Source organism: Aquitalea aquatica (assembly GCF_013911085.1).
In the GTDB taxonomy this organism is placed as follows: domain Bacteria; phylum Pseudomonadota; class Gammaproteobacteria; order Burkholderiales; family Chromobacteriaceae; genus Aquitalea; species Aquitalea aquatica.
On the sequence record NZ_JACERN010000042.1, the window covers coordinates 1 to 14,604 of the forward strand.

At 57.6% G+C, this 14,604-nt stretch carries 9 protein-coding genes and 1 rRNA gene; 6 read left to right on the forward strand and 4 right to left on the reverse strand.

Going from position 1 to position 14,604, the window contains the following annotated elements; genetic code table 11:
• Positions 1-199: 199 nt before the first annotated feature.
• A 5S ribosomal RNA gene (gene rrf, locus H2Z84_RS17710) occupies positions 200-314 on the forward strand.
• Positions 315-440: 126 nt separating this feature from the next.
• On the opposite strand, the gene H2Z84_RS17715 is transcribed toward rrf, so the two are convergent.
• Together H2Z84_RS17715 and H2Z84_RS17720 are read right to left on the reverse strand one after the other, a co-directional pair.
• Positions 441-1,529, reverse strand: coding sequence for an LD-carboxypeptidase (locus tag H2Z84_RS17715; protein ID WP_181837126.1), 1,089 nt, complete (start codon positions 1,527-1,529; stop codon positions 441-443).
• A gap of 53 nt (positions 1,530-1,582) precedes the next feature.
• Complete coding sequence (locus tag H2Z84_RS17720) at positions 1,583-3,748, reverse strand: HDOD domain-containing protein (protein ID WP_181837127.1); 2,166 nt, start codon at positions 3,746-3,748, stop codon at positions 1,583-1,585.
• Between the two features lie 195 nt (positions 3,749-3,943).
• On the opposite strand from H2Z84_RS17720, the gene cysD reads away from it, so the two are divergent.
• Complete coding sequence (gene cysD / locus H2Z84_RS17725; protein ID WP_255424550.1) at positions 3,944-4,897, forward strand: sulfate adenylyltransferase subunit CysD; 954 nt, start codon at positions 3,944-3,946, stop codon at positions 4,895-4,897.
• A gap of 78 nt (positions 4,898-4,975) precedes the next feature.
• Positions 4,976-6,406: a sulfate adenylyltransferase subunit CysN gene (cysN, locus tag H2Z84_RS17730; RefSeq protein WP_181837128.1), complete on the forward strand. Its 1,431-nt coding sequence runs from the start codon at positions 4,976-4,978 to the stop codon at positions 6,404-6,406.
• Between the two features lie 320 nt (positions 6,407-6,726).
• Here the strand turns inward: cysN and H2Z84_RS17735 are convergent.
• Positions 6,727-7,847, reverse strand: a protein-coding gene (locus H2Z84_RS17735) for an IS3 family transposase (RefSeq protein WP_181837129.1) whose coding sequence is annotated in 2 segments (ribosomal slippage) — positions 6,727-7,589 and positions 7,589-7,847 — 1,122 coding nt in all. Because the reading frame shifts where the segments join, the coding sequence is not laid out codon by codon here.
• A 306-nt stretch (positions 7,848-8,153) separates the two neighbouring features.
• The gene (locus tag H2Z84_RS17740; protein ID WP_309545498.1) at positions 8,154-9,614 is read right to left on the reverse strand and encodes an efflux transporter outer membrane subunit; all 1,461 of its coding nucleotides are present in this window, start codon (positions 9,612-9,614) and stop codon (positions 8,154-8,156) included.
• Between the two features lie 90 nt (positions 9,615-9,704).
• Here H2Z84_RS17740 and H2Z84_RS17745 point away from each other — a divergent pair, with 90 nt between their 5' ends.
• From H2Z84_RS17745 to H2Z84_RS17755, 3 genes are all read left to right on the forward strand, one after another.
• Positions 9,705-10,322 (forward strand): TetR/AcrR family transcriptional regulator, encoded by a 618-nt coding sequence (locus tag H2Z84_RS17745; RefSeq protein ID WP_181837130.1) that lies wholly within the window; start codon positions 9,705-9,707, stop codon positions 10,320-10,322.
• An 84-nt stretch (positions 10,323-10,406) separates the two neighbouring features.
• Positions 10,407-11,522: an efflux RND transporter periplasmic adaptor subunit gene (locus tag H2Z84_RS17750; RefSeq protein WP_181837131.1), complete on the forward strand. Its 1,116-nt coding sequence runs from the start codon at positions 10,407-10,409 to the stop codon at positions 11,520-11,522.
• Positions 11,519-14,599 (forward strand): efflux RND transporter permease subunit, encoded by a 3,081-nt coding sequence (locus H2Z84_RS17755; protein WP_181837132.1) that lies wholly within the window; start codon positions 11,519-11,521, stop codon positions 14,597-14,599. The genes H2Z84_RS17750 and H2Z84_RS17755 overlap by 4 nt, the downstream gene beginning before the upstream one ends.
• Positions 14,600-14,604: the final 5 nt, after the last annotated feature.

The window sequence follows — 14,604 nt, forward strand, 5'->3', positions numbered from 1 at the left end:
GGAAGCGCTGTGAGGCGTTAAGCTAACCGATACTAATTGCTCGTGAGGCTTGATCCTATCATTTGAGTGGCTTGGGAAACCGAGCTGACTGGATAGTGAATGTGCGACGCGATCAAAGATCCAAGAGATACCTAATTAATTCAGTGTTTCAGACGGAGTCTGGGATACAAAGCTTCTTCGAGTTTGTTGACAGTTTATGTCTGGTGGCCATAGCGAGGTGGTCCCACGCCTTCCCATCCCGAACAGGACCGTGAAACGCCTTAGCGCCGATGATAGTGTGGCATTCGCCATGTGAAAGTAGGACACCGCCAGACTCCCCATTAGAAGCCCAGCTCAATCGAGCTGGGCTTTTTGCATGGCGGTGCTGCATTGCGGCCGTTCGCGCCGCTGCTGATGCCCGCACAGCCGCCACCTGGGCGGCTTTGTTGCGTCTGGGATGATCACAGATTGTTGTGGAGCAGATTTTCCAGCGTCAGTCCTGTTGTCGAGTGCACTGGGTAGTCACTGAATTGCAATTCCAGTCCATTTTCGCTGCTGTTGAAACGTGCCGGGTAGCCGAGCGGCAGGGTGGTCTTGTCGTGGATGTGGCCGAAGGGAATGCCCGTGAGGATTGGCACCTTCAGTTGCTGGCGTAGCTGTGCAATGACGCTGTCTAGCGTATAGCCAGCATCATAGGCATCAACGATGCGCCCCATGGCAAAGTCTCCCAGGAAGATGGCCCGCTGCCACTGCAGAATGCCTGCCAGGTATAGTTGCTGAAGCATGCGCTCCAGCCGGTAGGGTTGTTCGCCTACATCTTCCAGAAACAGCAAGCCGCCGCGGATATCCGGTAGGTAAGGGCTACCCACCAGGCTGCTGAGAACACTGAGATTGCCACCCCAGAAAATGCCCTCACCGTGGTCGTTTACGCTTTGCATGGTCTGACTGCGTACTACCCAGTCCGGGGTGGTGGTGGCCTGGATAAACTGCTGCATGGTGTAGGGGCTGATATTGCGTCCACCAAAGTCGCTATACAGCATGGGGCCGGCAAAGCTACCAACGCCGCCCTTGGCCAGCAAGGCAAGCTGGATGGCGGTGAAATCGCTATAACCCATGATCTGGGTGCCTGCCTCCTTGAGCATAGGGCACAGGCGGGCATAGTCGATGTCCGGCAACAGGCGGCAGGCACCGTAGCCGCCACGGCCAGCCAACAGCATGCGTGGCATGTCCTGACGTTGACTGAGCTGATTAAGGTCTTGCAGGCGTTGTTGGTCAGTGCCGGCAAAGCGCTGGTATTGGCGGTCGATTGCCTCACGATTGGTTACATCGAAGCCGGCCTGTTGCAGGCGGTCGATGCCATGTTGGCGCTGCGCGGCGCTGGGGAGGCTACCGGAACAGGCTAGCAGAGTGATTTCCTGGTTTTGCAATGGCATGGTCGGATAGGCGGCAGTAGGTGAAGTGGGGCGGCGCAGGGGGCTGCTACAGGCTTGCAGCATACCGATGGCGGCAAGGCTCAAGCCGGTTCGCAGCAAGCTTCTGCGTGACAGCATTTCAATGGGGTGCTGGCTGGTCAGTGACAAACGATTCCTGATGGTGTGGCTGCTCAGTTCTGTTTCTGGCGAATGGCCAGCAAGGCCTGGTTGCGCAGGGTTTTGAGCAGATTGAGTTCGTCGGGACGTAATGGCAGGCTGTGTGCCTGTTTTTTGTCACCATACAAGAAGCCTATTTTCCTCTTTTCCAGCACTAACGGAAAGATGATGAAAGTTTGCGCCAGATTCAGTTGTCGATACCAGTCGGGTATATGACTGGCGATGGTGGCATCGCTGGCATCTTCGATGAAAATGTCGACATTACGTTCCATTGCAATGCAAAAAGCATTGTCTTGTTGATCGAGATCGACCCGGAACTGTTTGAGTAGCTCGGGGATGTCCGGGCCAAAGCCGAAGCGTGCCTGCAACTGGTTTTGGCGCGGGTCTTTGGTGCAGAGCACGACATGATCAAATCCCACCGCCCGGAACATGATTTCCAGAATCATCCGCAGCAGATCGTTTAGCTGATAACTCCCCAGCAGGGTCAGGGTGATGTCCTGGATGCCGGCGGACAGTAGGGATGCCGTAGCCGGCGGGGCAAGCAGGTAGCTGGTGGTCAGGGCATCGTCTGGGATGACTTGTGCTGTGGGCTGTTGCGCTTGCCTATCCAGGCGGGCTGTTTTCAGCTGATGAGCCTGCCCATGGCGTGGCTGTTCGCCACTCCATTCACGCAGGTAGTCGTCAAAAGCAGCTTGAGTCTGTTCGATGACAGTATTGAGCTGCTTCATGTCCAGCGCACTGGCCCGTTCGTAGCGAGTAAGTAACTGTCGGGCTGCAGCCTGCGAGGGTGGGTTGGCCGTGCTTAGCAGGCTGGTCAGCTCCTGTGCCAGATTGCCCAGCATGCGCAAGCGGGCGGTGCTGCTTTGTGGCTGGCGCACCGGGCCGGCAGGATAGGGCTCCAGGCTGCTGATCATGCTTTCCGGAAAGCTCCACAGGCTGACGGTGCCTGCGCCGAGCGCGGCATAGGAAAGACCTAGCGTATGCAGTACCGCTTGGTCAGCCGTACTGCCACTGCTGATTTTTTTATGGATCAGCCGGTATTCATCGCGGAAGTAGTACACACAGAGCAGTTCGCCCAGCTGCTGGAACATGCCGCAGATCAGCGCCTCTTCTGCTTCGCGCAGGCCACTGTGGCGGGCCAGGTTGCGCGCCAGCAGGCCACAGAACAATGCCTTGATGGCGACGTCGCGTACCTCCTGGGCGTGGCTGCGGTTATGCATGTGTTCAAACAGCAGCAAGGTCAGGGCGAGGTTGCGGATGGTGTCGAAACCGAGGATGACGATGGCGCGCGATACCGTGCTGACGGTGCCACCAAACTGGCTGAAGTTGGCCGAGTTCACCACCTTGAGCAGCTTGTTGGTGAGTGAGAAGTCTTTCAGGATGATTTCTGCCAATACTTGCAGCCGTTCGCTATCGGCATTGCCAATGTGATTGATGGCAGAAACGGCTTGGGACAAGGCCGGGAAGTCCGGGCTGTGCCGCATGCGTTGCAAGAGTTGCTCCAGTGCGGTGCGATGATTGCCCTGCGGGCGGATAAAGCTTTGCTGGCGGACCAGCCAGTCCTGTAACTGTGCCAGGATGGCGCGAGTGGGGAGCGGGCTGGCCGTGTGGGCGGTTAGTAATTGCTGGCAGAGCTGCAATAGCTCGTTATCCAGTTGGGGGCGCAGGCTGGCCAGTGGCAGGCTGCTATAACGGCGGCCACTGTAAAGCCAGTACAGCAGGCGGCCGGCTTGTATCAGGTTCTGCTGCTGTTGCACGGTGTCATGCGAGATGGCGGCATGTTGACCGAGCAACTGAATCTGCTGCTGGGCGTCGATCAGGATATGCTCGGAATCCACTACAGGCAGGGCTAACTGGTTCAGCTGCAGTTGCAGCAGGGCTTCCATGATGTCACAGGCGATGCCGGTGACTTCCTTGTCGTTCAGCATGCCGGGGGGGATTTCACTCAACAGTTTCTGTCCGTCACGCAGGTAGCAGGCATAGTCCTGGCCGGCGAGTGTGGTGTGATCCACAGGCTGGGCAAGCAGGCTGTGAGGCAGCTTGCCGGCAGAGGGCTGTGCGGCGGCGGGTAGTAGCAGGTAGTCGTGTTCGCCGGCCCTGGCCAGTAATAGTGACGAGCCATCGGCACAACTCAGGCTGTGCTCCAGCTGGTAGTCCGCTGTATTGTCGACGCGGTTCATGGTCTTGATCTCCCTGCTTGTCACTATATGGCGAAACAGCCATCACGGCATGACTTAATCAGTATTGCGTTATTGCTCTTTGGACTGAATTTTCACTTGGATAGTGCATATTGATATATCCAACTGATTTTGGAAAATGGCAGGCCTTCCGGTAAATTGAGCGACAAGCAAACCATCGTGCTGTGCTCACCAGAAGTGCAGGCAGCCCAGGAACAGGCGGGAACCATGAACATCAGTCAACAGAAACTGACTCACCTCAAGCAGTTGGAAGCCGAGTCGATTCACATCATCCGCGAAGTGGCGGCGGAGTTTGAAAACCCGGTCATGCTGTACAGCATTGGCAAAGATTCGGCGGTGATGCTGCATCTGGCGCGCAAGGCGTTTGCCCCTGGCAAGCCGCCGTTTCCGCTGATGCATGTGGATACCACCTGGAAGTTCCAGGACATGTATGCGCTGCGCGACAAGCAGGCTGCCGAAGGCTGGGAGCTGATCGTGCATGTGAACGAAGAGGGCGTGAAGGCCAACGTCAATCCGTTTACCGTGGGCAGTGCCAAGCACACTGACGTGATGAAGACCGAGGGCCTTAAGCAGGCGCTGAACAAATATGGTTTCGATGCCGCCTTTGGTGGCGCGCGTCGTGATGAAGAAAAATCGCGTGCCAAGGAGCGTGTGTACTCCTTCCGCGACAAGAACCACCGCTGGGACCCGAAAAACCAGCGTCCGGAACTCTGGAATATCTACAACAGCAAGATCGACAAGGGCGAGAGCATTCGCGTGTTCCCGCTGTCGAACTGGACCGAGCTGGATATCTGGCAGTACATCTATCTGGAAAACATCGACATCGTGCCGCTCTACTTTGCCGCCGAGCGTGAAGTGGTGAATCTGAACGGCACGCTGGTGATGATAGATGACGACCGCATCCTGCAATACCTGACGCCGGAACAAAAAGCCAGCATCAGCAAGAAGCAAGTGCGCTTCCGCACGCTGGGCTGTTACCCGCTGACCGGCGCGGTGGAATCCACTGCCGCCACGCTGCCGGAGGTGATCCAGGAAATGCTGCTCACCACCACTAGTGAGCGCCAGGGCCGTCTGATCGACCATGACCAGGCAGGGTCGATGGAGAAGAAGAAGATGGAAGGCTATTTCTAAGCCCGGCTCCATCCTGTCACCATTCTGAAGAATTGATGTCCGGCGCCCTGGCGACGGAATACAGTGGAAAGAACGATCATGTCTCACCAGTCCGAGCTGATTGCCAGCGATATCCTGGAATACCTGAAGCAGCATGAAAACAAGGACATGCTGCGCTTTATCACCTGTGGCAATGTCGATGATGGCAAGTCCACGCTGATTGGCCGCCTGTTGCATGACTCCAAGCTGATTTTTGAAGACCAGCTGGCGGCCATCGAGCGCGATTCGAAAAAGTACAACACCACCGACCAGGAAATCGATCTGGCGCTGCTGGTGGATGGCTTGCAGGCCGAGCGCGAGCAGGGCATTACCATCGATGTGGCCTACCGCTATTTCAGCACCGAAAAGCGCAAGTTCATCATTGCCGACTGCCCGGGCCACGAGCAGTACACCCGCAATATGGCAACCGGGGCCTCCACCTGCAATCTGGCCATCATCCTGATCGATGCCCGCCGTGGTGTGCAGACCCAGACCCGCCGCCACAGCTTCATCGTCAGCCTGCTGGGCATCAAGCACGTGATCGTGGCCATCAACAAGATGGACCTGGTCGAACACAGCGAAGAAACCTACCAGCGCATTCGTGACGAATACCTGGCCTTCTCCGAGCACCTGACCATTCCGGATATCCGTTTCGTGCCGATCTCTGCCTTGCGTGGTGACAACGTGGTCACCCGCAGCGAAAACATGGGCTGGTATCAGGGCGCTACCCTGATGGAGCTGCTGGAGAGCGTGCAGGTCAGCCACGACGTCGCGCTGGAAGCCTTCCGCTTGCCGGTGCAGTATGTGAATCGTCCGAACCTGGATTTCCGCGGCTTCTGCGGTACCGTGGTGGCTGGCGAAGTGAAACCCGGGGATGAAATTGTGGCCCTGCCTTCCGGCAAGCGCAGCAAGGTGAAAGAGGTGGTGACCTTCGAAGGCAACCAGCCTTCTGCCTTTGTCGGCCAGGCCATTACCCTGACCCTGGAAGATGAAATCGACATCTCGCGTGGCGACATGATCGTACGCGCTGGCGAGCAGCAACCCAGCGTATCCCAGGCTTTTGATGCCCACCTGGTATGGATGGCCGAGGCGCCGCTGGAGTTGGGCAAGGAATATGGTTTCAAGCTGGCTGGCAAGGTGGTCACCGGCCGGGTAAGCAGCATCCAGCATCGGGTGGATGTCAATTCCCTGCAGCAGTTCAATGCCGCTGAGCTGGCGCTGAATGAAATTGCCCTGTGCCGGGTGGAGTTGAATGCGCCGGCCGTGTTCGATGCCTATGCCCTGAGTCGTGGCACGGGCAGCTTCGTGATTATCGATCGCCTGTCCAATGCAACGGCGGCTGCCGGCATGATCACGGCCGCTGCTGAATCCAGTGCGGCTCCGGTAAGCGATGAACTGGCCCGCCTGCGCGCCTTCGAGCTGGAATTCAATCAGCTGGTACGCAAGCACTTCCCGCACTGGGAAACCAAGGATATTTCAAAGCTGTTTTAAGATGTCCAAAGTAGCCTGCATTTCCTTTTTTTGTAGGCTTTTGGGTTGTTGAGAGTCCAAAGTGAGATAGTAAGAGTCAGCTACATCCACATCAAAATGTTCCCCTGAATGTACCCCCGTGATATTTTGTGGGGGAACGTCGGGGGGATTCTTTATGGCAGTGGAGAAAAGCATTGGGATGGCATTGCTCAAGGATATTCAGTGCCGTTCTGCACGGGTCGAGGCAGGCAAATCCGAGTCAAATTTTCGAGATGGTGGTGGCTTGTGGTTAGTTGTTAGCGTTGATCGTAAGCGTTGGAGGTATCGACGTCCCCCCACTTTCAGTAGCAGAGGGCTTTAGAGTCCGGGCTTAATTTACCTGATTTCTCAGCAAGTGATTCGGCATAGGCCGCCGGCGTCAAACCACCCAGTGCTTTCTTCGGCCTTTCATTGTTGTATTCCCTTCGCCAGGCTTCGATAACAACCTGGGCGTGGCGCAGGCTGGTGAACCAGTGTTCGTTCAGGCACTCATCCCGGAAACGTCCGTTAAAGGATTCGATATAAGCGTTCTGATTGGGCTTGCCCGGCTCAATCAGAAAGAGTTGAACCCCACGGACGTGCGCCCAGCTCAACATCGCACGGCTGCAGAACTCCTTGCCGTTATCGGTCCGGATGGCTTTGGGCAAGCCACGTGTCTTCGCCAGTTGGTCGAGGACGCGCGTCAGATGCAGGCCTCCCATCGCCCGCTCTGGAACAATGGCGACTGCTTCATGCGTGGCATCATCGACCACTGTCAGATTCTTGATGACACGCCCCTCTGCCGTCCGGTCGAACACAAAGTCCATCGACCAGACCTGATTGGCCGCCAAAGGGCGAGCTAGTGGGTGACGGTCTGCCACGGGAATTTTCTTGCGCTTGCGCCGGCGAATTTGCAGACCTGCCTCGGCATAGAGTCGATCTACCCGCTTGTGATTGACCAGCATGCCGCTCTGTCGCAGCTTCAAATAGATCATGCCGGCCCCATAGCGTCGGTGCCGTTGCGCGAGCGCGATGATCTGCGCTTTCAAGGCGGCATTTCGGTCAGTGGCGGGCTGGTAGCGGTATGAGCTGGGGCTCATGTCGGCCAGACATAGCGATCGACGCTCGCTAAGCCCTTTGCCCACAAGATGGCGCACCAGCTCCCGCCGTGACGGTGCGCTTACCACTTTTTTCGCAGGGCCTCTTTGGCAATCTCGTTCTCGAGCATGGTCTCGGCCAGGAGCTTCTTCAGCCGTGCGTTCTCAGTTTCCAGCTCCTTGAGACGCTTGGCCTCGGAGACATTCATGCCGCCGAATTTGTTGCGCCAGAGGTAATAGCTGGCTTCCGAGAAGGCGTATTTGCGGCACAACTGTGCAACAGGCATGCCGGCTTCTGCCTCGCGCAGGAAGCCGATGATCTGTTCTTCGGTGAAACGTTTCTTCATGTCCAATCTCCATGTGGGGTTGATTGGACCCTAAAGTCAGGTGCTACTCAATACTGGGGGGACGTCGGGCATCAGGCTGCTATTGCCTGGGGGCTGTCCCTGAGATACCGCTGATTTTGATCGTCCTGCACATGAACAACAAGAGCACTGATCCATCAAAGGGTCAGTGCTCTTGTTGTTCATGACATTGAAAGTTGGCCACGTCCGCGTTTCGGCCAAAGCGGTCCTTCGCATACAAGATATGAGACGGCTGCTCTAATGTTGAAAGCAGCCATAAAAATATCCAGTAAACAAGATGCGGCTCAATCATTTTATTGCCAGCATATCCGACCCACTGGGCTGCCAACCGCCACCTAGTGCCTTGAAGGCTGCAACCGCCGCACGTGCTGCTTCCGTTTTGGCTTGTGCTTGCGCATCGGAGGCGCGCAGCAGGTTTTCATCAGCCTGTAGTACCTCGATCAGACTGACGACTCCTTGTTGATATGCCGCAAACAAAGCGGACCTGGCACGGCCCAGCGAATCAACCCCCCGAGCCAGGACAACAGACTGCTCCTCGCGTTTAAGCAAAGAAGAGAAGGCGTTTTCGACATCCTCTGTTGCATGCAGCACGGCAAGTCGATAGGCGGCCAGCATCTCGGCCTCTTGCCCCTTGGCTTGTTCAATCTGCGCGTTGATGCGGCCAAAATCGAAGAGACGCCAACGCAGCCCCAGTACGCCTGCGGCCTGGCTGGCACCACTGGTGAACAGATTGCCGGAGGAAACTGCCGTGGCACTACCCAGCAGCCCACTTAATGACAGCTTGGGGTAGTACTCGGCAATTGCCACGCCAATGCGGGCATGGGATGCAGTCAGGCGACGCTCGGCCACAATCAAGTCTGGCCGGCGCCGCAGCAAGTCGGCGGGTGACCCGGTGGCGGTAATGTGAGGAACGGTCGGGATGGCACTCACGGTGGCCAGTTTGGCGCGATGGGTGCCGGGGGGCGAGCCCAGCATCACATCCAGGGCATTCATGGCGGCGTCCAGCCCTGTTTCCAGCACAGGCACTGCGGACTGAACTTCTGCCAGCGCCCCTGCCGCTTGGTCTACCTGTAGTTCAGCCGCCAATCCTTTGCCATACAGCAGCTGGATGGTATCAAGCAGTGCTTGTTGTTTCTCAACCTGCTGACGTGCAATGTCCAGGCGGGTTTGCAAGCCGCGGATGCTGATATAGATGTCGGCAGTCTGGGCAGCCACCGTCAGACGTGTAGCAGTTGCACCTGCCTGAGAGGCTTGGTAATCGGCGAGTGCCGCTTCCCGGTCACGACTTAAACCACCAAACAAATCCAGCTCCCAGCTGGCACCGAGGTCTGCTTGGTAAGTATTGCCATAGCGCTTGAATCCCGGTTGCGAATTCAACAGCTGGCCCAGGGGTGTTTCAACCGACTGGTAGGCTCTGGCGGCTTTGCCGCTGATCGTGCCTGAGGGCAGTAACGCAGCGGTGGCCGCTCCCAGCCCGGCCCGGGCTTGCAGGACGCGTGCGGATGCTTGTGCGAGATTCAGATTCTGTTCCAGTGCCAGCATGACGTATCGATTCAGTTGCGGATCGCCAAACCCCGTCCACCATGTAGCCAGGTCGGCCGCGGTGGCGGCATGGCGTTGTTCCACGGCGGCAGCACCCAGATAGCTCACCGAGGTCGGTATATTGGGCCGCGTGTAATCAGGACCAACGGCACAGCCGGTCAACAAACTGGCGGCAACAAGCAAGGCGAGGGGGTGTTTGGCTGGCACGGAAGGCTCCGAATAAAAATAACTATAGTGACCATAATACATATTGGTCACTGATTGTCAATTTTTGAGCACGTCTGTAAGCTACTAGCCATGAAAAATGCACACACATCCCCGAACGCAGCTCGTGGCCCGGCGGATCACGAAGTCCGCGATCAAATCGTGACTGCCGCCACCGAGCATTTCAGCCTCTATGGTTACGAAAAAACCACGGTGTCTGACCTTGCCAAAGCCATTGGCTTTTCCAAGGCCTATATCTACAAGTTCTTCGAATCCAAGCAAGCCATTGGCGAGATGATTTGCAGTCAGTGCCTGCGCGAGATCGAAAACGATGTCAAAGCTGCTATTGACGCGGCGGAAGGCCCGCCGGAAAAGCTGCGGCGCATGTTTAAAACCATTGTGGAATCAAGCCTCAGGCTGTTTTTTCAGGATAGAAAGCTGTACGAGATTGCAGCGTCTGCAGCGGGTGAGCGCTGGCCGGCGACCGTTGCTTACGAGGAGCGCATTCGCAATTTGCTGCAAGACATCGTGCAACAGGGGCGGCTCAGCGGCGACTTTGAACGCAAGACCCCGCTGGATGAAACGACCAAGGCAATTTTCCTGGTGATACGGCCTTTTCTGCACCCCTTGATATTGCAATACAACTTTGATTACACCGAGGTGGCCCCGGCCCAGCTTTCCAGCCTGGTGCTACGCAGCCTGTCGCCATGAAGCTACGCCTGACTAGTGACTATTGACTAAATTGGTCACAAGAATAATACTGAAAGTCCCGATCACTTCGTCAAAGGGACTTTCATGCTTCGGCGTCGCCTTACCATCTCTACCGTCATCTGTGCCTTGCCGTTTGCCCTGGTCGCTTGCGGCGAAAAAGCACAGACCGACCCCCGCACCAGCACCCCGCTGGTACGTACTGCCCTGGTGCAGGCCGGCACGCCTGAATCCCGCGTATTCACTGGCACCGTAGCCGCCCGCGTTCAAAGCGATCTTGGCTTTCGCGTTGCCGGCAAGGTGCTGGAGCGCCTGGTCGACGCAGGCCAAACCGTCAAGCGCGGCCAGGTGCTGATGCGTATCGACCCGGTCGATCTGCGGCTTGCCGCCAATGCCCAGCAGGAAGCGGTCAGCGCCGCACGGGCACGGGCGCTGCAGGCGGCACAGGATGAAGCGCGTTACCGTGAACTGCGCGGTACCGGTGCCATCTCCGCTTCTGCTTACGACCAGAGCAAGGCGGCAGCGGATGCAGCCAAAGCCCAGTTGAGCGCTGCAGAAGCCCAGGCTGATGTGGCCCGTAATGCCAGTCGTTATGCCGAGTTGCTGGCGGATGGTGATGGCGTGGTGATGGAAACGCTGGCCGAACCCGGCCAGGTGGTGAATGCCGGGCAGACTGTCGTGCGCCTTGCCCATGCCGGTCGGCGTGAAGCGGTCATCCAGTTGCCGGAGACCTTGCGTCCGGTGGTAGGCTCTGTCGGGCAAGCCGCGCTATATGGATCTGAAACCCATCCTGTCCCCGCCAAACTACGCCAGCTCTCAGAGACTGCCGATCGCCTGACCCGTACCTTCGAAGCACGCTACGTGCTGGATGGCGACTTGGCCAATGCGCCTTTGGGTGCCACGGTGACAATCCAGATTCCGGATGGTCGTGCAGTAAAAACAGGGGGAGTGCAGGTACCTATCGGTGCTTTGTTCGATGCGGGTAAAGGGCCTGGCGTCTGGGTAGTGACTGGCAAGCCGGCCAAGGTTTCCTGGCAGCCTGTCGTGGTCCAGCGTATTGAAGATGACAATGCACGCGTAAGCGGCAAGCTCGTACCGGGCGACAAGATCGTCGCACTCGGAGCCCACCTGCTGCGGGAAGGCGAACAGGTTCGGCTTGTCAAACCGGTCTTCAATAGCGCTACGGAAGGGGACCGTCCATGAGCGAGAGCCGCTTCAATTTATCTGCTCTCGCCGTACGGGAGCGCGCCATCACCTTATTCCTGATCCTGCTGATTTCCGCCGCAGGCGTCCTGGCCTTCTTCAAACTCGGCCGGGCGGAAGATCCGCCATTTACCATCAAGCAGATGACGATTGTGACCGCCTGGCCGGGCGCAACGGCGCAGGAGATGCAGGATCAGGTGGCAGAGCCCCTGGAAAAACGTATGCAAGAGCTACGGTGGTATGACCGCACCGAAACCTTCACGCGACCCGGTTTGGCTTTCACCATGGTTTCCCTGCTCGATAGCGCGCCACCAGCGGAAGTTCAGGAAGAGTTCTATCAGGCCCGCAAAAAGATTAGTGACGAAGCCAAAAAGCTGCCCGCAGGCGTCATTGGCCCCATGGTCAACGATGAATATGCAGACGTGACGTTTGCCCTGTTTGCCCTCAAAGCCAAGGGCGAGCCGCAAAGACTGCTGGTGCGTGATGCGGAGGCGCTGCGGCAGCAACTGCTGCATGTCCCCGGGGTCAAGAAGGTCAATATCATCGGCGAGCAGCCGGAACGTATTTTCGTATCTTTCTCGCATGATCGTCTGGCAACGCTGGGCGTTACGCCGCAGGACATATTTGCGGCCTTGAACAGCCAGAACGTGCTGACGCCAGCCGGGTCGATCGAAACCAAAGGCCCCGAGGTGTTTGTTCGTATCGATGGGGCGTTCGACAAGCTGGAGAAGATTCGGCAGACCCCGATTGTTGTACAGGGGCGCACGCTGAAGCTGTCCGATGTGGCCACCGTGGCACGTGGCTATGAAGACCCCGCTACCTTCCTGGTCCGCAATGGCGGTGAACCGGCCTTATTGCTCGGCGTGGTGATGCGCGACGAATGGAATGGACTTGATCTGGGCAAAGCACTTGAGGCCGAAGTCACCAAGATCAATGCCGAACTCCCCAAGGGAATGAGCTTGTCGAAAGTGACAGACCAGGCGGTCAATATCCACTCCGCAGTGGACGAGTTCATGGTGAAGTTCTTCGTCGCCTTGCTGGTGGTGATGGTGGTGTGCTTTGTCAGTATGGGCTGGCGCGTCGGTATTGTGGTGGCTGCGGCGGTTCCGCTGACGCTGGCTGCCGTGTTTGTCGTCATGGCTGCTTCTGGCAAGAACTTTGACCGCATTACCCTTGGCTCCCTGATCCTGGCACTGGGCTTGCTGGTGGATGACGCCATCATTGCGATTGAAATGATGGTGGTTAAGATGGAGGAAGGGTACGACCGTATTGCCGCGTCGGCTTATGCCTGGAGTCATACGGCCGCCCCCATGCTTTCGGGGACCTTGGTCACCGCGATCGGCTTCATGCCAAACGGATTCGCACGATCCACGGCAGGTGAATATACCAGTAACATGTTCTGGATCGTCGGGATTGCGCTGATTGCGTCGTGGGTGGTGGCCGTGGTCTTCACGCCCTATCTCGGGGTCAAGTTGTTACCAGACTTCAAGCAGGTGGAAGGAGGGCATGGAGCGCTCTACGACACACCGCGCTACAACCGCTTCCGGCAGTTGCTGGGGCGCGTCATTGCCAGCAAATGGTGGGTGGCTGGCGCAGTTGTCGGGATGTTTACGCTGGCCATCGTCGGCATGGGTATCGTGAAGAAACAGTTCTTTCCGACTTCCGACCGGCCAGAAGTGCTGGTTGAAGTGCAGATGCCTTATGGCACTTCGATCCAGCAAACCAGTGCTGCAACAGCGAAGGTAGAAGCGTGGCTGGCCAAGCAGAAAGAAGCAAAAGTGGTGACGTCCTACATTGGGCAAGGTGCACCCCGCTTTTTCCTGGCCATGGCACCGGAATTGCCTGATCCGTCCTTTGCCAAAATCGTGGTGCTGACAGGTAATGACCAGGAGCGGGAAACCCTCAAGTTCCGACTGCGCGAGGCGGCAGCCGCGGACTTGGCTCCCGAGGCAAGAGTCCGTGTCACCCAGATCGTGTTTGGTCCTCCCTCGCCCTTCCCGGTCGCCTATCGTGTGATGGGGCCAGACCCCGACAAATTGCGCGAGATTGCCAAGCAAGTCGCAGGGGTAATGCATGCCAGCCCGATGATGCGTACCGTCAACACGGATTGGGGCGCGCGCGTACCTACCCTGCATTTTGTGCTTGATCAGGATCGCTTGCAGGCTCTCGGTCTGAGTTCAAGCGCGGTGGCATCGCAATTGCAGTTCCTGCTCTCCGGAGTGCCGCTGACCGAGGTGCGGGAAGATATCCGTGCCGTGCAGGTGATTGGCCGTGCCGCCGGTGATATCCGCCTTGATCCCGCGAAGATTGCTGGTTTCACGCTGGTCGGCGCGGCCGGGCAGCGCATTCCCTTGTCCCAGGTCGGTAAGGTCGAGGTGCGTATGGAGGATCCCATCCTGCGGCGCCGCGACCGTACGCCAACCATCACGGTGCGTGGTGACATTGCCGAAGGTTTGCAGCCGCCAGACGTATCAACAGCAATGACCAAGCAGCTGCAACCCATCATGGCAATGCTGCCCAGTGCCTATCGCATCGTAGAAGCTGGCTCCATTGAGGAATCCGGCAAGGCCAGCACTGCCATGCTGCCGCTGTTTCCAATCATGATTGCCCTCACGCTGCTCATCATCATTCTGCAGGTTCGCTCCATCTCCGGGATGGTGATGGTTTTCCTCACCAGTCCGCTGGGGCTGATCGGTGTGGTACCGACGCTGCTGTTGTTCCAGCAACCCTTCGGCATCAATGCGCTGGTGGGCCTGATTGCCCTGTCCGGCATCCTGATGCGCAACACGCTGATTCTGATCGGCCAGATTCGTGAAAACGAAAAAGCCGGGCTGGACCCGTTCCGCGCAGTCGTCGAAGCAACGGTGCAGCGGGCACGGCCAGTGATTCTGACTGCGCTGGCGGCCATTTTTGCTTTCATCCCGCTCACCCATTCGGTGTTCTGGGGAACGCTGGCTTACACCCTGATTGGCGGCACCTTGGCCGGGACCATCCTGACCCTGGTATTCCTGCCGGCCATGTATTCGATCTGGTTCAAGATCAAACCCCTTCAATCAAAAAGCCGATTCGCCGCTTGATGCCA